We start from the raw sequence: 21522 nt of genomic DNA on the forward strand, positions 1-21522 counted from the left end.
TTCAGAAGATCCATGAAGAAATCCCTATTTATGGTGCGCTGAAGGTTCATCAGCAATTACTTGAGGATGGATTTAGTGTCAGCGTGAATACGGTGCAGAAATACCGTCAGGAAATGGGCTTAAAAGCGGTGTTGGCTGTCAGGTTTCCTAATTTGTCCGAGCCTTGTAAACAGCATGTTAAATACACTTATAAACTGCGTGGTATTGATATTTGTCGCGTTAACCAAGTGTGGTCTACTGATATCACGTATGTGAAGCTTAAGGGTGGTATGGTTTATCTTGCTGCGATAATTGATTGGTATTCAAAAGCCGTATTAAGTTGGCGTATATCGAATACGATGGATAGTAGCCTGGTAATGAGTGTTTTGCATGAAGCCCTTGATCGCTTTGGCAACCCTGAGATTTTTAACACTGACCAAGGCAGTCAATATACCTCGCATATACATACTGAGGCATTATCCAGTAGAGGTATTACTATTTCAATGGATGGCAAGGGGCGAGCTACTGATAACATTTGTATTGAGCGTTTTTGGCGCAGTGCAAAATGCGAGCGAATTTATCTTAATGAATATGGTTCTTTACCTGAGCTTAGGACTGATCTTGCTGATTATATTGATTTTTATAATAACCGTAGATTTCATGAAAGTTTGGGATACAAAAAACCAATGAACGTGTACAAAGAAGGTGCTATTGACTTTAAAAGTCAGGCGCAAAAAACATTGCAGGTTGCATGACATGTATAGGAATAAGAATTTTTAAAAAACTGTATTGACACTTTGGGGTAGAATAAAACTCACCTGCCTTTTTACCAGAGCCTGCTGCGAATTGACCAATCAGATACTCATAGGCATCGCCAAGGGTGTCACTATCGGTTGAGAATCCTGAAATTTCTTCTGCAATTTTGCTAATGATCGTGCAAAGTTTGGCATTGCGAAGTTTATAGTCTCTGCCTAGCTTCTCAGAATCCAGATTGACCTCTGAGAACAAGCCCTGAAAGCTATTTTCAAAAGATTTAGTTTCAATGTACTTAAAGCCTTGCTGTAATGTAATTAACAAATCATTATGCTGCGTTCTGGCAAGCTCAGCGACATTGCCCCATAAATAAGTAGGCTCAATCACATAATGCACTTTACGCCGCATTTGCTTCTCAAATTCAGTAATATCATCCTTGTTTTGTTCATACCACACACATAATGGAGTGCTCTTATCGTCTTGCTCTAACGTTGGATAATCTGCTCCTAGCTCTTTTTTTGCCGCTGTCTCATAATTGTCAGACAGATAGCGTAAGAACAGGAATGACAGCATATAATCACGAAAATCATCAGCGTTCATTGCACCACGTAAATTATCGGCAATACTCCAAAGGGTTTTACCCAGATCTTTTAATTGTTGTTCGGTCATGATTTTGCCCTTTTTGTACTTTCACTAAATATTTCTGGTAGCTCAAATTGAAAGCTATTGATGAATTTTTCAAGAATTTTCCGAAATAAGTCTTGATTATCTTCACCCATTGGCGTTGGCTCATGAATAGCATATTTTCCATGACTCAGAAGATTAAGAGCACGGTTAAACAAAGCACTATTCTCATCGCCATCGATAGCCTTAAGACAAAAATTAATATCTGAGTGACCAAAGAAAGCTGCAGTTTTCTCCATAATGCTACGCAAGGCGTTGAAATGAAATGTATAAAGCATCCCACTATCGGGCTCTGCTGCTTTTTGTAGCTCCGACAGTGTGGCAACATGGTGAAAATATGGCGTATCTTCAGTAGCGCGAAGCGTATAAAGATTATCACTCTTGGCACGATGGAGAAAATAACGTTTATGCCTTACTTTTGGCTCATTTTCTTTTGTTCTACCAATCTCATTGCACATGACATTAAAGAATAGCGAATGGTGTGAAGAAACTACAATTTTCATCGGATTAGAAGCGCCGCCATCATTCTTACGATTCGCTGCGCGACGGAGAAGTTTAGCCAAATCACAGGCGACTGAGATTGCATTGTTATCGTCAAGTGACGAAACAGGATCATCAATGTAAATATATTTCACCCACTGATAAGATTCCTGACCATCAAGTACTCGCTCACAAATTGCCATAAATATGCACCAAATAAAAATACTTTCTTCACCTCGAGAAATTTTAATATTTTCTTGCCCTTCTTTACTGAATCTTACAAAGTAAGGCTTAGTAAATGATTCACTCCCTTGCCTAATTTCTTTATATTCAAAATCAAAGCCAAAGTCAGCATAGCGACTAAGATAATCATCAATTGTCGGCTCAAGCCCCAAATTAGTAAATCCATCAAAAAATTTGGAGAATTGATTCACTTTTAGCCCGCGAGCAGCGTCATTTTCCAAATCGTTATCCCACGTAAACAAATCCTCGGTAAAAGCATTAAAATAAAGCGTGTCGGGTTTTCCTGAGTTCTTTCTTTTTCCTTGATCTTTAAAATCCATCGACAATCGAGTTTTGCCTGTACGATTATATGCATATAAAAGAACAAGTTCCTTATCATTTAAATCATCACGCAGGCGAGTGACCAGTCTGTTTAAATTCTGATAGGTTTGTATTTTACTCATACACCCATCCCTCCCGTGCTAGGAAAAATCTGCTGCATTAAACCTTTTTCATCGGATTTTAGGCATTTTATATCGTTCTGTTTATTCATCACGTGTTGCCTCTCTTATTAAACGCTTCTCGCGAGCAATTTCAGCAGTTAACTCTTCTTCAGTAGGAAGTATACGCTGATACTTGGAAGCAAAAAGCTGCTGACTTTCCTTGATCACGGAGTATTTAACTGGCTGCCTTGACTGAACATGGGCAGATTGCGATGATAGCAAGCGCTGATAGCTTAGGCTTTTAATATTTCGCTCTAGTTGTCGAACACTCCATTGCTGGCTGATAACTTCTTTTAGATAATAATTTCGCGCTTCATAGTTATCAACACGCATGATCAAACGATTATGGCTCCAACTCAATTTGCTACACAATGTGTAGCAAATCTCCTGATCTGGATAGGTTAAGTAGAATTGTCGAAAATTACGCAGATTGGCATAAGAAAAACCCTTGCCAAATATCGCCGAAAGCTCAACCGAAAGGTTCTCTAATAAACGCTGACCATATTTCGCCTTTACATCTCCTTGTTGCTCTTCCTCAACGATACGCTGACCAATTAACCAATATGCCTCCACCATAGCAGAGTTTATTGCCGAGCGCGTTTTGCTACGCGCTCGCTCAAGAATAGACTTAATATCCTGATGGAATACGGTTAATCCCTTCATCTCCCCTAGTCCTCCACTGTTGGAAAAAGATGCTGCATTAAACCTTTTTTATGTACTTTTAGCGCTTCAATCTTTTGCGCCTGTGCTGTGATCAGGTTATCAACGGAAGACAAACAATCAGCGATTTTTTGTTGCTCTTCCATTCTTGGTACGATTAAAGGTAATTTTTTGAGATCGTCAAGACCTATACGCTTTCTAGTTGAACCGGTGGCAGTCTTTTCTACCAACCCCCTAAACCAATTTGAATTAATCAAAGTAAAAATAAAATATTTATTATGTTCCATCTCATCAACAACAAGTCTTATTCCATCAGAACACATCACATAACGAGAGTGAGTATTAGGTATCAAACATGCCCTACCCACAGGGTCACCCATCTTAGATAAAATAATATCTCCGGGATAGATATTATTGCTTAACAGCTCATTTGCCTTTTCTTCTGATGTGAATATCTTGTAATCATCCATGAATTCAGCATCACCAATATTCTGGAGTTGAATAATTCTTACACCATCTGAAACATAGTCAGACGATTTTAGGTTTGAGCCAAAAGGCCCACCGACGAAGCTCCACTTAACATTCTTATCCGCAGTACTAATAAGTTTTGTTCTAGTCCATCTTTCAGATTTCGCAAACTCAGAAAATCGCAATGCTGGAACAGTTTCACCTTCAGCGGGAAAAAGGTTTTGCATTAAGCCTTTTTTATAGGATTGCAGTGCTTCGTGCTTTTGGATATGCGCACTAATCAGTTCGTCAAGGGAAGATAGACAATCAGCGATTTTTTGTTGTTCTGGGAATTGGGGAAGCCTTACAGTAAAATCACTTAACACCTCTTTTGTAATAGTTTTTATTATCCCACCAGGGGCTCTTTCTTTTTCAAGTTCAAATAAATTCTGAATGATATAGGCAAAAAATAATTTTTCTGTTGGTTTATGGAACTCTTCAAAAATCAATATAGTTCTATCTACATAAGCGTCATATTGAGTAATCGCAACCCTACCAATTGAGCCCTGCAATGTGACAACCAATGTTCCTTTAAGAATAAAAACACTTTGCTCTGCCGCAAGTTTACTAATTCTTCTTTTTGTGGTTGGTTTTAATTGTAAATTGTTGTTGACGTCAAACACTTGAATGAATGGCATTCCATTCTCATCGTTAAACCATTTAGACAATCCATAAGGCTGAGGAAAACTGCCTCGGCGAAATTTTGCCAACTGAATTAGAGAAAGCTCCTCCCAACCCCCTATACCTTTAAACTCAGGAAACCGCAACTCAGGCACCAAGCCTTTTTTATCTTGCTTACTCATACGCCGCCAATCCTGAAATCTCTTGTCCTTGGGCAAATTTATTGAGTAATGGCACTAGTTCATCCATTAATGCAAGCTCTGCCTGCGTACGCGCCTTCCATCCTAAATCTAGCGGTTGCAATAAATCGCTAAGCTTTTCACCATCGAATATCATTCGATCTAAAATACTGTCAACAAAAGCCTGCAAAGCCTCTCGTGCAATACGATGCTTATCTGCTATTACGGCGAGTTCCTTGGCGGACTTTTTAGCTTTAAACTGTTGATAGCCTTCACGAATAGCCTTTTCATTCAAACTTTGATTCATAGGCAAGCTATTGATGTAGCCCACAATATCATCTCGCTCATCCATTAGATTAGCGCTTGAGCTGATTAAGTCGATCAACTGTTGACGACTCATCTTGTGTTTATTCGATTTATTGTTGTCCGTAGATTTGGCGATTAAGTTCATAATATAGTCGTAATCAATCACGCTTGATGCAAACAGCACCAACTCAAATTCTAATTGTTGCACAGGGTCATTTGGATCACCATCACCCTTACCTTGCTGCACTTTCAAGCGCTGTGCTGTTTCTAGATACATGCTTTTAAAGCCACGCAACTGCTCCTCGGGTAATAAAGCATTGACACTTGCTAACTGTGCTTCATTCAGGTCAGTATACTGATCAAGTTGGGTTTTTAAGCGCTGAACTTCTTTGAAACGGTTAATAAACTCGCTTCTAGCAGCATCTCCTTTTAGGTTATTAACGTTTTCAGGGCTACAGGCAAATCCTTGTGAATCCATGAACTTCTCTAGATCATTCATTGCACTATCTAACTTCTGAATCACTTCAGGCGCAGGATCAACTAGCCAGATTTCTTTGGCTCGACGCTTATCCTGCCCTGAAAAACGGGCAATTGCCGTATTAACAGCATCTTCTTGATGTCGAAAATCCAAGATATTACCATAGGGTTTTGTGTCATTAAGCACACGATTTGTGCGCGAAAAAGCTTGAATTAATCCATGATATTTTAGATTCTTATCAACGTATAAGGTATTGAGATATTTCGAATCAAAGCCTGTGAGTAGCATATCCACCACAATAATAATATCAATTTTGTTTTTATGCGGGTAATCCCTATTCGTATATTTCTGATCTTTAATGCGCTGCTGTACATCTTGATAATACAGATCGAATTCACTGATCGCGTGATTGGTATTATATTGCACATTGTAATCAGCAATGATGGTTTTCAATGCTGCTTTCTTTTCATCAGGCGCTTCTTGGTTATCCTCCTTTTCTTGGGGCAAATCTTCTTGTATTTGCTGAACATCTTTATTGCCTTCAGCGGGGGGTGAGAATACACAGGCGATATTCAACGGTGTATAACTCTCATCATCAAGTAGTTTTGCAGATTGCGCTTGCTTAAATAACTCGTAGTATGTAATAGCATTATTAATAGAAGCCGTTGCTAGTATGGCATTAAAACGACGCTGATTAGTTGCCGCATCATGCTTTTTAAGTATTTCATTAACAACAGACTCCGGTGATGGCAACTTAGGTTTTGACGTTTTCTTTTGATCATTTTTATCATCTTTAAGCTTTTCACCGAAATAATCGATATGAAAACGCAACACATTGCGATCATCAATAGCATTAGTAATGGTATAGGCATGTAGCTGTTTTTCAAAAATATCTTCAGTGGTTTTGTATGAACCAATGGTACCATCAATCTTCTTATAGGTTGCATTATCTTCAAAAATAGGTGTACCCGTGAAGCCAAATAATTGCGCTTTAGGAAAAAACGCTTTAATCGCCTGATGATTATCACCAAATTGAGAACGATGACATTCATCAAAAATGAATACAATTCTTTGGTTGCGTAATGGCTCAAGGCGTTCTTTATACGTTTGTTTGCCATTTCTTCTATGCTGCTGATTACGTTTACTGTTCTCATCTAGCGCAAGCCCAAGTTTTTGAATCGTAGTTACAATGACCTTATTAGCATAATCATCCGATAACATACGTCGAACCAAAGCTTCGGTATTAGTATTTTCCTCAACACAGCCTTCTTGAAACTTATTGAATTCCTCACGAGTTTGGCGGTCAAGGTCTTTACGATCTACAACAAAAAGGCATTTATCAACATCTGGATTGTCTTTTAACAATGTAGAAGCCTTAAATGACGTGAGCGTTTTACCACTTCCTGTGGTATGCCAGATATACCCATTGCCACGATTTTGATGAATACAATCGACAATCGCCTTAACTGCATAGATCTGATAAGGACGCATGATCATCAGTTTTTGCTCGCTAGCCACTAACACCATATAACGGCTAATCATTTGACCTAAGGTGCATTTAGCTAAGAAATTATCAGCAAAATCATTAAGATGGCTTATTTTTGTATTATCTTCTTTGGCAAGCTGATAAATAGGTAAAAAGCGTTCATCCGCATTAAAGCTAAAATGCTGATTGTGATTATTAGCAAAATAGAGCGTATTACTATAATTACTCACAATAAAAAGCTGCATGAAGCACAACAGTGTATTAGAGTACCCATTACCTATATCATTTTTATACTCGACGATTTTCTCCATAGCACGCCGTGGTGAAAGACCAAGTGTTTTCAGCTCAATTTGCACCACAGGAACACCATTGATCAGCAAAATGACATCGTAACGATGATGACTGTTATCGGTATTGATACGCAACTGATTAATAACCTCAAACTCGTTTTTACACCAATCCTTGATATTAACCAAGGTATAGTGCAATGGTGTACCGTCTTCACGCTGAAACGTGTTGCGTTCACGCAGCGTTTTAGCGGCAACAAAGACATCTGGATTAACGATCTCATCACGCAGACGGGAAAATTCAGCATCAGTCAATCTAACATAATTGAGCGCTTCAAATTTTTTGCGGAAATTTTGTTCAAGGGTATCTTTATCGCATATATCTTCGCGATAGGTGTATTTAAGATCTTGTAGCTTAGAAATTAAAGCATCTTCGATGTGTTGTTCTTTTGTCATATATCCGCCCCGCATTTACTCGAAAATTAAAATACATTTATCCACAATAAATCTTACGGCGATTAGATATTAACCATCCTTACTAAAATTAATCGCCACGAGTCATTATTCATAATTACAAACCAGTTTAAAACAACCCATAGATCGGTGAAATAAGCGTTACTAACAACGCAGGGAAAATACCAAGTAATAAAATAAGTGCCGCATTGATGCTTAAGCCAAACAAGGTCACTTTATTGGCGTAAACTGGCGTTTGATTTTTCGGTAGATCAAAGTACATAGACTTGATCACACGTAGATAATAGTAACAAGCAATCACTGACATAATTAAGGCATAGATACCTAATCCTAAGTGCCCTGTATCAATCAAGCCCATAATCACAAATAGCTTAGCGGTGAATCCTGATAATGGTGGGATACCTGCCATTGAGAACATCACGATTAACATAATAAAGGCAATCCATGGATTACGACGATTAAGACCCGCAAAATCCGCCAAGTTCTCAACTTCATTGCCGCGAACACTTAATACGATCAACACACCAAAGCCAGCTGCCGACATCAATACATAGATAATGACATAGAAAAGCGCTGTCGATACGGCAAAAGCCGCAGGGTTTAATATCAACGCTAATAACACAAAACCAATATGTGAGATCGTTGAATAACCAAGCATACGTTTGACATTTTTCTGTGCTAACGCCAGTAAGTTACCAAAGAAGATTGATAAAACGGCTAGTACGGTGAGTACCTTACTCCATGCAAAAGCTTGCGCTGGCATGCCAATCATTAGGATATTAACAAGCATCGCGAAAGCCGCAACCTTGGGCACTGAGGCTAAAAATGCCGTAACTGCATTAGGAGACCCTTCATAAACATCCGGCACCCACATATGAAAGGGTACCGCACCCAATTTGAAAGTCGCTGTTGCAATCATCAATACCATGGCAATTAATACGATTTGCGAATGTGCCATCTCTGGATTGGCGAGATATCTACCGATTTCCGTTAAATCCAAGCTACCGGTGACACCATAGATAAAAGACATGCCATATAACAATAAACCTGAGGCAATCGCACCTAATACAAAGTACTTAATTGCTGCTTCTGCGCCTGTGGCAAAACCGCGACGAATGGCAAGCAATGCATACAATGGCAAAGATAACAACTCTAAGCCAATATAGATGGTCAACAAGCTATGTGCTGATGTTAGAACCAGTGCACCTAGAATAGACAAGAGGGATAAGACATAAAACTCGCCTTGTGGCAGCTTTCTATCTTCAATATATTCTTTGCAGTATATAAAAACGAAAAATGCGACAAGTATGATGACTTCTTGCAAGATAAAGGTCAGCTCGTTTGATAGTGTCTGCCCTTCAAAACCAACATGAATATGTGAATTAAGTGATTTTAATAAAATCCACGCCGCAATAATCAAAAAGACTTGTGTCAGAATATAGGCAATATTTTTGACTTTCTTGCCAAAGAATAAATCCGCTAGCATCACAACCAATGCGGCAATGCCTAACGTAATTTCAGGAAGTATGGTGATAATATTTGCTAACATCATTTCTCTTTACCCTATCGTTACCGCATGCGCAGCTTGAATGATATGTGTCGAAGCTGCTGAAGAAAGTTGTAGAATTGGTTCTGGATAAACACCAAACCAGATAGTAGGAATCGCTAATAATACAAAGACAAAGATCTCAAGACCGCTAATGTCTTTTAAGTTAGCCACCTGGGTTGTGATCACCTTACCAAAGAACACGCGCTTGTACATCCACAGCGTATAGGCAGGCGCAATAACAAGTGTTAAGCCAGCAAGTAATGCCACCCATGGTGAGTATTTAAATACCGCCAAGATAATCAAGAATTCGCCGACAAAGCCACTGGTACCAGGAAGTCCGACGTTTGCCAAACAAAACAACATAAAGAATGTCGCAAATATTGGCATTGAACGGGCAACCCCTTGGAAATCGGCAATATTGCGACTTTGCATACGTAAATATAGATAGCCACAACCAATAAACATACCCCCCGATGAGAATGCATGCGCGATCATTTGAAAGACTGCACCTTGAATTGCAAGTTGCGCATCTGCCATACCTAATACTTGATCAGGATTGTTCTTCACCAATAAGAAGATAGAGAACATTGCCAACGTTACTAAGCCCATATGGGAAATTGATGAATAAGCGATAAGGCGTTTAAAATCAGTTTGCGCAATCGCAACAACACCAACATAAACAATGGCAATCAATGAAATAGCAATAAGTAACCAATCAAGGACTGCTGCAATACTCGGAATCAATGGCAATACAAAACGTAAAAAACCATAAGCACCCAACTTTAACATCAATGCAGCAAGTACAACCGAACCACCAGCTGGTGCCTCAGAATGCGCATCTGGCAACCATGAATGAAATGGCCACATCGGAATCTTAACGGCAAACGCCAAGAAGAATGCACCAAACAATAGCCATTGAGCTGTTAGCGTGATATTGACTAACTGTCCCATATCATTTGCTTGAGTTGCCCAGAAAATAAAGTTCTGAATAGAGAACGTACCACTGTCAACTAAGCTTGCACTTGGTAGACTTGCCACTTGTTGCTGGATATACAAAAACGCAACTAACAAGAAAATAGAACCGGCAAAAGTATATAAGAAATATTTAATCGCGGCATAGGCTTTCTTCTTGCCACCCCAAATCCCGATACCTAATGTGGTTGGAATTAATAGCGCTTCCCAGAAAACATAAAACAGCATCGTATCCTGCGCCATAAACACTGCATTGGTTAAACCGGTGGTAATCAGGAAAATCGCCATATATTGTCTTAAGCGCACTTTGATACTACGCCAAGCCGCAAGCACAATCACCACATTGGTGAAGCTTGTTAAGATAATAAATAGCACGGAGAATCCGTCAACGCCAAGATAGTAGTAAACCGCATCATTATTATTGAATAAACTAAACCAACGCACACGCTCAACAAACTGCATGCTAGCACTGGTTGGATCAAACTCAAGGTATAAAGGAACACACAATAAAAGCGTTAATATGGCAACCGCCAGCGCCGTCCAGCGTGCCGCTTCTTTTTTGCCATCTGGCGATTTCGCTGCTAATACAATAAAGCCACCGATAATCGGCACCCAGATTAGCAAGCTTAATAAATAGTGAGTTATAAACATAGTATTAACTTTCCTTTAACCAAAGCCTTAGTTTACCCAAAAAATTAGCCATGCGATCAATGCTAAAACACCAATCAACATCACCAGAGCGTAGTCAAACAAAAACCCACGTTGCACACGTGTCATCTTCTTGCCCGCAAAATAAATCAAATCCGCACTGCCTTGAACAGCCACCTTATCAATCATAAAGATATCAATCACCACCCATAACACTTTACTTAGCAGCACGACTCCTTTGACAAACACAAGATCATACAAGCCATCGATAAAATATTTTTTGACAAGGATATAATGCAAAACACCAAATCCTGAGCGCACATCGGCTAACGCCTTAGGAATGCTTGGCACCAACACATAGAAGATATATGCCAAAATAAGTGCTGAAATTGCCAACCAGAATGCCGGTGTATGCACAGAATGCATAATGAAATCCCACGGCGTTTTAGTGGCTGCTTCTTGCGCTAAAGTTGCGACAACCGTCATATTACCTAAAGCAGGTTCATAGTATTGCGCAATCGTATTACCAAAGAAACCGTGTGCATTGGCAAGGTTTGGTGTTAATGTCGGTTCAAAGAACAGCATCCCCGCAAATACCGATGGAATCGCTAATAAAATCAATGGAATCAAAATCGTTAATGGTGATTCTTTAACATGCGCCTTGGTGTGCGCATCCATTCGTGTTGGACCATGGAATGTCATAAAGATCATTCTAAAGGTATAGAAAGACGTAACAAACGCACAAGCCAGTACTAAATAATAAGCAAATTCATGCCCTGGCAAAGTTGTGGTTGCTGCCGCATCAATAATCAAGTCTTTTGAGAAGAAGCCAGCAAACGGTGGAATTGCAGCTAATGCCCAACCCCCAATAATCATACAGATATAGGTAATCGGCATGTATTTTCTTAAACCACCCATCTTGCGCATGTCTTGCTCGTGATGTAACGCGACAATCACCGAACCGGCTGCTAAGAATAGTAACGCTTTAAACATCGCATGTGTCATTAAATGAAACATGCCAATGGAAAAACCTGAGGCGCCTTGAGCAACCATCATATAACCTAATTGTGACAAGGTACAATAAGCGATAACGCGCTTAATATCCATTTGCACAATGGCAATGAGCCCCATAAATAAACAAGTGATGGCGCCAATAATCATCACAAAGCTTAACGCTGTTGCGGAATGGACAAACATCGGTGATAAGCGCGCAATCATAAAGACACCTGCAGTCACCATCGTTGCGGCATGGATCAATGCTGAGATCGGCGTTGGGCCCTCCATCGAGCCTTCTAACCAAGTATGTAGCGGAAATTGCGCTGATTTACCCATCGCACCGATAAACAGCAGCACACACATCAACGTGATTGGGCTAAATTGCATACCTAAGAACGAAATCATTTGGCTGTTATCAAGATTACTCACTGCAGTAAATACCGTGCTATAATCGATTGAATTACAATAGTAAATGACTGCAGCAATCCCTAATAAGAAGCCTAAATCACCGACACGGTTAACAATAAAAGCGCGTAAGCTTGCTTCATTGGCTGAGTCTTTATCAAAGTAATAACCGATTAAGAGATATGAAAATAAACCTACCCCTTCCCAACCAAAGAAGAGTAATAAGAAATTATTAGCCATAACCAAACAAAGCATGGCAAAGGTGAAGCCCGAGATATACGCAAAAAAGCGCGCGTAACCATCTTCGCCCTTCATATAACCTATTGAGTAGACATGCACCAAGGTGGATACAAATGTCACGATCAGCATCATAAAGACAGATAGTTTATCGACAGTGAAGCTGACCGTCATGCCTAAAGATGGGAACAATGCCCAGTTGAAGTAGGTTACGGTATAAACCTCATTGTGCAAATAAACGCCTAATGCCAGAACAACACTCAAAATAAAGGATAAAAGTACCAAGCCAATCGTAATGCAGTTAACACCGGTTAATTGCACCTTTTTTGAAAAAAAGCCGGCAACGATTGCACCTAATGCTGGCGCCAAGATAATAATGGCAATAATAAAATCAATTCCCATCGCCTTAGCCCTTTAATGTATTTAATTGACCGACATCGATTGTTTTGCGCGTTCTAAATAACACAACCACAATCGCCAAACCGATGGCAGCTTCAGCAGCAGCAACCGTTAGAATAAAGAAGACAAACACATCACCTGTGTTTTGTTTCAGCATGCTTGAGAAAGCAATAAAGTTCGTATTGACTGCTAGGAGCATCAACTCTATCGACATCAATAAAATCAATAGATTACGACGGTTCATAATAATACCGGCAATGCTTAACGAAAATATAATCGCACTAAAAATCAAATAATGCGTAATGGGTACCGGAATACTAGTCATTCTTAGGTTCTCCCTGATCAGAATCATCTTGTGATTTTTCTTTATTTGCTATTTTTTCTCTTTCAGAAGCGCTTTTTTCTGCTTTCATCTTAACCATTGTCAAACGATCTTTCGCCTGTGTTTGAATTTGCAGACTTGGATTAATCGATTTGTTGCCTGGTTTTTTACCACGGAAAGTCAAGGTAATAGCAGATACCATCGCCGCTAATAAGACCATACCGGCAAGCTCAAACGCATAGAGATATTTATTTGAGAACATCTCGCGCCCTAGATTTTCAACCGTGCCTAAACCACCGGTCATTGTTCTATCAGCAAAGGTATGACTAACCACAATTGAAATAAGTACGGCCAAGCACGCACATAATAAGATCACGATCGGCCAGTAGAATACTAATTTCTTCTGTTTGATGACGATATCGATATCTAGCATCATCACCACAAACAAGAACATCACCAAAACCGCGCCAACATAAACAACGATCAAAAGTAACGCCAGATACTCTTGCTGCATGGTAAGCCAAACACCAGCTGCAGCAAAGAAAGTAAAGACTTTTGCAATAACTGCACGTACTGGGTTTTTTGCACTGATCACCAATAGCGCGCCTAGCACCGTTAGTGCGGCAAATACATAAAAGATAATATTTACACTCATCGATCCCTACCTAAATGCTCTGTCTGCTTCACGATCTTTCGCGATCTCATCTTCATACTTATCACCAACCGCCAAAAGCTTTGCTTTGGTCATGATATTCTCACCACGTTTTTCAAAGTGGTATTCAAACACACGTGTTTCAACAATCGAATCCACCGGACATGACTCTTCACAAAAACCACAAAAGATACATTTGAATAAATCAATTTCATATTTTGTCGTACGTCTTGAACCATCTTCACGTGGCTCTGCTTCAATAGTAATCGCCAAGGCTGGACAAACCGCTTCACATAATTTACACGCGATACAACGCTCTTCACCATTCTCATAACGGCGCAGCGCATGCAGCCCACGAAAACGACCCGATTGCGGCGTTTTTTCATCCGGATATTGCACGGTTACTTTTCGTGTGAAAAAGTGCTTACCGGTAATTTTGAGACCTTTTAATAATTCCCATAGCAAAAAGGTCTGACAATAGCGTTTAATTGCTTTAAACATCAATAAATCTCCTACCACCAAGGACCTAAGCCAAGTTTAACCATAAATGCAACCACAATAACCCATACTAAAGTCACTGGAATAAAGATCTTCCAGCCCAATCGCATTAATTGGTCATAGCGATATCTTGGGAAAGTTGCACGAATCCATAAATACATAAACATGAAAATACCAGTTTTTAAGAACAACCAGATCATGCCTGGCACAAAGCTAAAGAACTGATCAAGCACAGGAATGTTTTCAAATGGCGAAATCCAACCACCTAAAAAGAAAACGGCAGTTAGCAAACTGATCAAAATCATATTGGCATATTCTGCTAAGAAGAATAACGCAAAGCGCGCACCGGAATACTCAACATGATGTCCGGCAATAATCTCAGATTCACCTTCGATCACATCAAATGGTGCACGTCCCGTCTCAGCAACACCTGAGATAAAATAAATAACAAACAAGGGAAATAGCGGGATAAAATACCAATGCCAAATACCACCTTGTTGTGTTTCGACAATCATGCTTAGATTAAGTGAACCTGCGGCAATTAATACACCGATGATGGCAAAACCCATTGCTAACTCATAGGATACAACCTGAGCTGCTGCACGCAATGCACCAAACATTGCATATTTCGAGTTAGATGCCCAACCAGCAATAATCACACCATATACTGCAATTGAAGTCATTGCCAAAATATACAACACACCGGCATTGATATCCGCTAAGACGATACCCTTGCCAAATGGCACAACTGCCCATGCAGTATAAGCAGGGGCGAAAGCGAGCATCGGTGCGATAAAAAACAAATAGCGGTTTGATTTCGCTGGAATAATAATTTCTTTGAGTAACAACTTAACCGCGTCAACGATGGGTTGTAGTAAACCAAAAGAACCCACACGATTTGGACCAATACGATCCTGCATATAACCAATCACTTTACGCTCTGCATAGGTGTAATAAGCTACAACCAAAATCAAAGGGATAACGATTAATAAGACTTTTAGAACAATCCAGATAATATCTAAAATCATGCGTTTACCACCGTCTGTTTAATTGGCGTGATTGTAACATTGCCCCAAGCTTTGCCACAAGTCGGCATAAGCTGAAACGGCACGATTATCGTGTCTTTGGCTAATGTTCCATCAACGATAAGATCAATCTCGTACTCTTCGCCATCAAGCTTGGCAATCACACGACCCGATGCGTTTATCTCATGCGCTACGGCATACTGAGCTGACACACGCAAGCTTTGCGCATAACAGGCATCTTTTGTTGCTTGCAATGGTTTAGCACGTCTTAATAACGCATTTGTACAATACATCGATATAGATGGCGTGACATGATAGCCCTCAGTCAATGCTGTTAAGCCTTTTTTAAATAATCCATCAACATCGACTTTTAACTCAGCTTGTTCATGTGTTGTGAACTCCTGATAAACCTCATCAACTGTCTGGTAATCAAAACCATCTAAACTTAATAGGTTTGCTAATACACGCAATACTTTCCACAAAGGTTTACTGTCTTCATATGGTTGGATAACCGCTTTAAAATGCTGTGTTTGTCCAGCGATATTAATAAAGGAGCCATCTTCTTCAAAATGTGTAGTAATCGGCAATATGATATCCGCATATTCAAACATCTCAGCAGTTGCATAGCTTGTAAATGCTGCCACGATATCAATCTCTTGTAGCTTTTGTAAGGCTTCTTGACCTAACACTGAATCAAGCTCAGGCTCAAGTGAAAAGTTCAATAGTAATTTGGTTTTATTACTCAATATCGCTTGTGTGTTCATGCCTTGTTGTAAGTTTTCATTAGCGCCTGGCAGATACTCACTCGCTGCTCCTGCAAGTAATGCACCCTTGGCATTAGCGCCAAAACTAAGTACTCCACCTTTGGCAGAGAGTAAGGTTTTAAGTTCAGCAAACAATGCGTAAATTTCAGCAAAATCTTTATTTAAGATCGCATCAAAACCTAAAATCATCACTGGTTTTTCAGAAGATACCAACGCTGTTGCCAAAGCTTCAATTTCAGGCAAAATTTCTAGTGTTTCAATAGTCTTATTAACTATCTCTGATGATATTGGTTGTGAGCTTTTTTGTGCTACGGCTTTCACTAAATTTGCCAGCGCATAAACCATCTCATTGGCTTCAACTTGTGTCGTCTGAAGTGCATAATTGAAGTCATATTCTTGGCTATTAAGCGCCAAAACCCTCGCGCCATTTTTCACTGCCTTATGCACGCGGTGATTAATCAATGGCACTTCTTTTCGCAAATAGCTACCAATAAGTAATGCAACATCGGCATTTTCAATCTCAGCTAATTCACAATCAAACCCGATACCGGTGTGTAATGTTAAGGCGTGTGCTGCTTGCATTAAGCGCGTATCAATGTTGTTTGAGCCAACTTGACGCATCAGTTTTTGGATAAGGTATAAACTCTCTGTTGTTAATGAATCTGAGGCAAGACTCGATATAGCATTAACACCGTCTTGCGCTTTGGTCTGCTCGATGGCTACTTTGACAAAATCTAATGCTTCCTCCCACGATACATCAACCCAAGCACCTGCTTTTTTAATCATCGGCTGTGTAACACGATCTTCGGCATAAACACCGGTATAAGCAAAACGATCCTTATCGGCAATCCACGTTTCATTAATGCTTTCATTTTCTTTTGGCACAACACGCATTAGTTGATTGCGACGCGTGTGCGCATAGATGTTTGCACCAACGCAATCAGCGCCTGAAATCGTTGCATATTGCATAAGCTCCCAAGCACGTGCGTGGAATCTAAACGGTTTAGACGTTAACGCACCCACTGGGCATAAATCAATAATATTACCGGATAATTCCGAATTGACGGTTTTAGCAACATAAGTACCGATTTGCGTGTGATCTCCTCTGCCCATCGCACCAAGCTCTTTATCACCGCTAATTTCCTCACCAAAACGCACACAACGCGTACATTGAATACAACGCGTCATATCAGTTGCCACTAATGGTCCTAAGGTTGGGTCATCAAATACGCGCTTAGTTTCATTATATTTAGAAACGTCACTGCCATAACCCATCGCGACATCCTGCAGCTCACATTCGCCACCTTGGTCGCAAATAGGACAATCAAGCGGATGGTTAATCAGTAAAAACTCCATGACTTTCTTTTGATAAGAAAGTGTCGTTGGCGATTTTGTAAAAACCTTCATGCCATCCATAATCGGTGTCGCGCAGGCTGGAGATGGCTTTCTTGCCCCTTCAACTTCGACAAGACACATTCTGCAGTTGGCTGCTATCGAGAGTTTCTTATGGTAACAAAAGCGCGGGATATAAATACCATGCCTATCAGCGATTTGAATAATCATCTCACCGGGCTTCGCCGCATATGGCTGACCATTGATCTCGATATTAAGTTGTTTTGTTGCTTCTTTTTCTGACACGGGAGTCACCCTTCATCAATTACGTTTATTTTTAACCCTACGCTTAAATCAGCAATAGGGTTTCACTATTTATTAAGCACCGACAATACTGCGCTTATGTTCAATCATATATTCAAATTCATGTCTGAATTTCTTAATATAGCTTTGTACTGGCCATGCCGCAGCATCACCCAAACCACAAATGGTATTGCCTTCAATATTTGAAGCAACACGCGCTAAATTATCAATATCCTCTGGCTTACCTTCACCATGCAAAATACGCTCTAAGGTTCTTGCTAACCAGCCAGTTCCTTCGCGACACGGTGTGCATTGCCCACAGGACTCTTCATAATAAAACTCAGCTAAGCGCGCTAGTAACTCAACCATACACGTATCTTCATCAAGCACAACAACAGCACCTGAGCCTAACATTGAGCCTGCTTGACCAATAGCTTCATAGTCCATGGTTAAAGATAGCATCTCATCACCAGTTAGGATCTTACATGAGCTGCCACCTGGAATCACTGCTTTGATTTTTTTATTCTCACGCACGCCACCTGCCATCGCTAGCAAGTCTTTAAATGGCGTGCCAAGACCAATCTCAAACACACCAGGAGTATTAACATGCCCTGAAACACAAAAAAGTTTAGTACCACCACTTTTCTCTGTGCCCATTTTCTGAAACCATTCACCACCGTGCTCTAGTATTGGCGGCACGGAAGCATAGGTCTCAGTATTATTAATATTAGTAGGGCAACCATATAGGCCTTTATTGGCTGGAAACGGTGGCTTAAATCGCGGTTGACCTTTACGTCCTTCAAGCGAATTTAATAATGCGGTTTCTTCACCACAGATATAAGCACCTGCGCCGATTGAGCAATATAAATTAAAATCAACACCTGAACTACGCAGATTAAAGCCGATCAAACCCATGGCACGGGCTTCATTTAAGGCAGCCTCAAAACGTGCAATCGGTTCATAAAACTCGCCACGGATATAGTTATAACCGACGGTTGCACCGGTGACATAACCGGCAATTGCCATGCCTTCGATTAATTGATGTGGATTATTGCGTAAAATCTCGCGATCTTTACAAGTACCTGGTTCACCTTCATCGGAATTGCATACAACATACTTCTGTCCTGGCAAGTTGCGCGGCATGAAGCTCCACTTAAGACCTGTAGGGAAGCCCGCACCACCACGACCACGTAGACCTGATTTTTTAAGCTCTTCAATAATAACTTCAGGTGGAATCTTCTCATCAAGAATTCTTTTCCAATAAGAGTAGCCCCCGATTGACTCGTAAGACTTCAATGACCACGGTCGCTCAAGGTGCAGGGTTCTAAAACACACTTCATTCGCCATCTGCTACTCCAAAGAATCAATAATTTGATCGACTTTTGCAATGGTTAAGTTTTCATAAAAAACCTTATCCACTTCCAACATTGGCGCACCACAGCATGCACCCTGACACTCGACAGACTTTAACGTAATTCTACCATCAGCCGTTGTTTGCCCCGCTTTAATATCAAGCTTATTTTCAATGTGCGTCATGATTTTCTTGGCACCATTTAACATACATGAAAGATTAGTACATACATTTAGCTTATGCCTGCCTACTTTTTTAAGATCATACATGCTGTAGAAAGTTGCCACTTCATAGACTGAAGCTGCTGGCACATCCAAATAAAGTGCTAATTTATCCATTAATTCTTCAGTTAAATAGCCGTTGTTATAGTCTTGCAAAACATGCAAGCCTGGGATGATGACAGAGCGCTTTTGATTAGCAGGATAGCGCTTTTCCCAATTTTCTAGCAACTCAGTGACTTGAGGTGAAAAGATTTCTTTTTTATCTAACTTATTCTCTAACATAGACAAACCTTACTTATCTATCTACATCGCCAAACACAATATCTTGTGTCGCAATAATTGCCGGAGCATCGGATAACATATGCCCGCTTAACATTTCATTCATCGCACTTAAATGGGTAAAGCCTGGCGCTCTAATCTTTAGACGATACGGTTTATTGGCACCATCTGATACCAAGTAAATTCCAAATTCACCTTTTGGATGCTCTGTTCCCACATATACTTCACCTTCAGGCACACAATAGCCCTCAGAGAATAGCTTAAAGTGATGAATCAAGGCTTCCATACTGTTTTTCATCTCATCACGCTTAGGCGGAGTCACTTTGTGATTTGGCGCCATAATAGGACCTTCGTTGTGACGTAACCACTCAACGCATTGACGGATGATTTTATTGGATTCGCGCATTTCTGCCATACGTACCAAATAGCGATCATAGCAATCACCATGGCTACCAACAGGAATATCAAAATCAAGTTTGCTATAGACATCATACGGTTGTTTTTTGCGAAGATCCCAAGCAACGCCTGAGCCTCTTAACATTGGACCACCAAAGCCTAATGCCTTAGCACGCTCTGGCGTTACCACACCAATACCAACGGTACGTTGTTTCCAGATACGGTTATTGGTTAATAGATTTTCATACTCATCAACACATTTTGGAAAACGCTCAGTAAAATCCCAAATAAAATCAAGCAGTGAACCTTGGCGATTTTTGTTAATGGCTTTTAATTTACGCTTTGATGTGAAACGAGATTTTTCATATTTTGGCATCGTCAATGGTAGATCGCGCGCAACACCACCTGGACGGAAATAAGTTGCATGCATTCGCGCCCCTGAAACCGCTTCATAGCAATCAAACAGATCTTCACGCTCACGAAACGCGTAAAGAAACATCGTCATTGCACCTAAGTCCAAACTATTAGCTGCTGTCCATAATAAGTGATTCAAAATACGCGTAATTTCAGCAAACATCACACGGATGTATTGCGCACGTTTTGGCACTTCAATCTCAAGCAACTTTTCAATCGCCAAGACATAAGCATGCTCATTACACATCATCGATACGTAATCTAAGCGATCCATATAACCAATGCTTTGGTTATATGGTTTAGATTCAGCCAATTTCTCAGTACCGCGATGCAAAAGCCCAATATGTGGATCAGCACGAACAACGACCTCACCGTCAAGTTCTAACACCAAACGCAACACCCCATGAGCCGCCGGATGCACCGGGCCAAAGTTCATTGTATAGTTTTTAAATTCTGCCATAGCATTCTCAATTACTGTTCGTCTAAGTAACGGTTATCTTGACGAATAACCTTGGGCGCATTCACACGCGGATCAATTTCTACTGGTTCGTAAACCACACGTTTTTGCGTTTCATCATAACGCATCTCAACATAACCACTTTGCGGGAAATCTTTTCTAAATGGATGCCCTACGAAGCCATAATCAGTCAATATTCGGCGCAAGTCAGGGTGCCCTGTAAAAATAAAACCAAACATATCAAAAGCTTCACGCTCGCTCCAGTTTGCCGCAGGCCAAATATCAACAACGCTTGGCAACATCAGATCAAATTCATCTAAATAAACCTTAACACGCAAACGAATATTAAGCGCCAAACTCATTAAGTGATAAACCACCGCAAAGCGTTTCTTACCCTTATTGGGTTCTTTATGCAATAACTCACCTTGCACAACACCGCGCGAAAAGCCACTACTCGTGGCACTTTGCGTTTTCCACTGATCTTCACCAAAGTTTAAGTAGTCAACGCCACTAATATCAACAAGTTGTTCAAACTTAAATACTTTTTTTAAGCGGGTCATCACTTTAATGAGATTATCTTTGGCAATTTCAACGGTAAGCTCATCGTGTTGAAAAGTTGTTGCGATAAACTGACTGTTAAAGTCATTTTTTAAATCATCGATAAATTCTTGCGTTAACGACAT

At 40.2% G+C, this 21522-nt stretch carries 18 protein-coding genes; 1 reads left to right on the forward strand and 17 read right to left on the reverse strand.

Translation table 11 applies throughout. The features are described from left to right. A partial coding sequence (locus DNJ75_RS05790; RefSeq protein WP_117002249.1) for an IS3 family transposase occupies positions 1–734 on the forward strand: 734 nt, incomplete at its 5' end. Here DNJ75_RS05790 and DNJ75_RS05795 read toward each other — a convergent pair. The 17 genes from DNJ75_RS05795 to DNJ75_RS05875 form a co-directional block, all read right to left on the reverse strand. Beyond that, positions 697–1401 carry a type I restriction-modification system subunit M N-terminal domain-containing protein gene (locus tag DNJ75_RS05795; RefSeq protein ID WP_229667679.1) on the reverse strand — a complete coding sequence of 235 codons (705 nt, stop codon included), beginning with the start codon at positions 1399–1401 and terminating at the stop codon, positions 697–699. The two genes, DNJ75_RS05790 and DNJ75_RS05795, sit on opposite strands and share 38 nt — an antisense overlap. After that, positions 1398–2582, reverse strand: a complete 1185-nt coding sequence (locus DNJ75_RS05800; protein WP_117002250.1) for an AAA family ATPase — start codon at positions 2580–2582, stop codon at positions 1398–1400. Before DNJ75_RS05800 ends, DNJ75_RS05795 begins: the two co-directional genes overlap by 4 nt. 81 nt (positions 2583–2663) lie before the next feature. After that, a complete protein-coding gene (locus DNJ75_RS05805; protein WP_117002251.1) occupies positions 2664–3284 on the reverse strand; it encodes a DUF1016 N-terminal domain-containing protein in 621 nt (206 codons plus the stop codon). Positions 3285–3289: 5 nt separating this feature from the next. Continuing rightward, the gene (locus DNJ75_RS05810; RefSeq protein WP_117002252.1) at positions 3290–4591 is read right to left on the reverse strand and encodes a restriction endonuclease subunit S; all 1302 of its coding nucleotides are present in this window, start codon (positions 4589–4591) and stop codon (positions 3290–3292) included. Continuing rightward, positions 4584–7601, reverse strand: coding sequence for a type I restriction endonuclease subunit R (locus DNJ75_RS05815; protein WP_117002253.1), 3018 nt, complete (start codon positions 7599–7601; stop codon positions 4584–4586). Before DNJ75_RS05815 ends, DNJ75_RS05810 begins: the two co-directional genes overlap by 8 nt. A 127-nt stretch (positions 7602–7728) precedes the next feature. Continuing rightward, complete coding sequence (gene nuoN, locus DNJ75_RS05820) at positions 7729–9171, reverse strand: NADH-quinone oxidoreductase subunit NuoN (RefSeq protein WP_224742287.1); 1443 nt, start codon at positions 9169–9171, stop codon at positions 7729–7731. A 6-nt stretch (positions 9172–9177) separates the two neighbouring features. Continuing rightward, positions 9178–10791: a complex I subunit 4 family protein gene (locus DNJ75_RS05825; protein WP_117002255.1), complete on the reverse strand. Its 1614-nt coding sequence runs from the start codon at positions 10789–10791 to the stop codon at positions 9178–9180. A gap of 27 nt (positions 10792–10818) precedes the next feature. Continuing rightward, a complete protein-coding gene (gene nuoL / locus DNJ75_RS05830; protein ID WP_117002256.1) occupies positions 10819–12828 on the reverse strand; it encodes an NADH-quinone oxidoreductase subunit L in 2010 nt (669 codons plus the stop codon). A 4-nt stretch (positions 12829–12832) separates the two neighbouring features. Then, positions 12833–13150 (reverse strand): NADH-quinone oxidoreductase subunit NuoK, encoded by a 318-nt coding sequence (gene nuoK, locus DNJ75_RS05835; RefSeq protein WP_117002257.1) that lies wholly within the window; start codon positions 13148–13150, stop codon positions 12833–12835. Further along, positions 13143–13802: an NADH-quinone oxidoreductase subunit J gene (locus DNJ75_RS05840; protein WP_117002258.1), complete on the reverse strand. Its 660-nt coding sequence runs from the start codon at positions 13800–13802 to the stop codon at positions 13143–13145. Before DNJ75_RS05840 ends, nuoK begins: the two co-directional genes overlap by 8 nt. A gap of 6 nt (positions 13803–13808) precedes the next feature. Next, entirely contained in the window at positions 13809–14300 is a 492-nt protein-coding gene (nuoI, locus tag DNJ75_RS05845; protein WP_117002259.1) for an NADH-quinone oxidoreductase subunit NuoI, read from the reverse strand. A gap of 11 nt (positions 14301–14311) precedes the next feature. Further along, complete coding sequence (gene nuoH, locus DNJ75_RS05850) at positions 14312–15325, reverse strand: NADH-quinone oxidoreductase subunit NuoH (RefSeq protein ID WP_117002260.1); 1014 nt, start codon at positions 15323–15325, stop codon at positions 14312–14314. Next, positions 15322–17724, reverse strand: a complete 2403-nt coding sequence (gene nuoG, locus DNJ75_RS05855; RefSeq protein ID WP_157968228.1) for an NADH-quinone oxidoreductase subunit NuoG — start codon at positions 17722–17724, stop codon at positions 15322–15324. The genes nuoH and nuoG overlap by 4 nt, the downstream gene beginning before the upstream one ends. Before the next feature lie 72 nt (positions 17725–17796). Then, entirely contained in the window at positions 17797–19068 is a 1272-nt protein-coding gene (gene nuoF / locus DNJ75_RS05860; protein WP_117002262.1) for an NADH-quinone oxidoreductase subunit NuoF, read from the reverse strand. A 3-nt stretch (positions 19069–19071) separates the two neighbouring features. After that, positions 19072–19575 carry an NADH-quinone oxidoreductase subunit NuoE family protein gene (locus tag DNJ75_RS05865; protein WP_117002263.1) on the reverse strand — a complete coding sequence of 168 codons (504 nt, stop codon included), beginning with the start codon at positions 19573–19575 and terminating at the stop codon, positions 19072–19074. Between the two features lie 13 nt (positions 19576–19588). After that, positions 19589–20842: an NADH-quinone oxidoreductase subunit D gene (locus DNJ75_RS05870; protein ID WP_117002264.1), complete on the reverse strand. Its 1254-nt coding sequence runs from the start codon at positions 20840–20842 to the stop codon at positions 19589–19591. Positions 20843–20853: 11 nt separating this feature from the next. Then, positions 20854–21522 carry an NADH-quinone oxidoreductase subunit C gene (locus tag DNJ75_RS05875; protein ID WP_117002265.1) on the reverse strand — a complete coding sequence of 223 codons (669 nt, stop codon included), beginning with the start codon at positions 21520–21522 and terminating at the stop codon, positions 20854–20856.

The organism is Cysteiniphilum litorale, assembly GCF_003428165.1.
Taxonomy (GTDB): Bacteria; Pseudomonadota; Gammaproteobacteria; order Francisellales; family Francisellaceae; genus Caedibacter; species Caedibacter litoralis.